A 922-nucleotide genomic window follows, 5' to 3' on the forward strand; every position below is an offset into this window, starting at 1 on the left:
CCAATCCACTCGCGCGTCGGGGTTTCCTTCTCGGCGGTGCGGCTTTGGGTGCCGGGGCTTTGGTCACGGCGTGCACGAGTAACGAGCCGGCCGCGGCGCCGAGCGCGGCCGCGCCGACCGCGGCCGCTCCGGCGGGCGGTAACGACACTCCGGGTACCGCGGTCACGATCGGGTTCTCGGCTCCGGCGGCCGACCACGGATGGATCGCGGCGATCGCGAAGAACGCGCAGACCGCGGCGGGCCAGTACTCGGATGTGACGTTCAAGCCGGTCGAGCCGACCAACGACATCAACCAGCAGATCTCGGCGGTGGAGTCGCTGATCCAGGCGAAGGTCAACGCCCTGGTGATCCTGCCGAACGACGGCCAGCAGTTGAACCAGGTCGCGCGGGCGGCGATGGACGCGGGCATCCCGGTCATCAATTTGGACCGGGTCTTCCCCGACAAGCTGTCCTACCGGACCTGGATCGGTGGCGACAACTACGGCATGGGTGTGGCGGCCGGGCACTTCATCGGCGAGCAGTTGAAGAGCAAGGGGGTGGCCTCGCCGGTGATCCTGGAGATCCAGGGCATCGCGACGCTGCCGCTGACCCAGGACCGCAGCAAGGGCTTCGCCGACGCGCTGAAGACCTACGGGTTCTCGGTGACCGCGCAGCAGGACGCGCAGTTCACCGTGGAGTCGGGCACGGAGGTGGCGGCGAACCTGCTGCAGGCGCACAAGAAGATCGACGCGATCTGGAACCACGACGACGACCAGGGGATCGGGGTGCTGGCCGCGATCAAGGAGGCCGGCCGCAGCGAGTTCTTCATGGTCGGCGGCGCGGGGTCGGCCAACGCGATGCGGGAGATCCAGTCCGGTACCAGCGTGTTGCAGGCCACCGTCACCTACTCCCCGACGATGGCGTCTTCGGCGATCAAGCTGGC

The 922-nt window shown here is 68.3% G+C and carries 1 protein-coding gene; it reads left to right on the plus strand.

What is annotated here, in order from left to right; all coding sequences use genetic code 11:
• On the plus strand, nt 1-922 hold a 922-nt coding region (locus Pka01_RS40450), incomplete at both ends, for an ABC transporter substrate-binding protein (protein WP_203888325.1).

Source organism: Planotetraspora kaengkrachanensis (assembly GCF_016862895.1).
GTDB classification, from domain to species: domain Bacteria; phylum Actinomycetota; class Actinomycetes; order Streptosporangiales; family Streptosporangiaceae; genus Planotetraspora; species Planotetraspora kaengkrachanensis.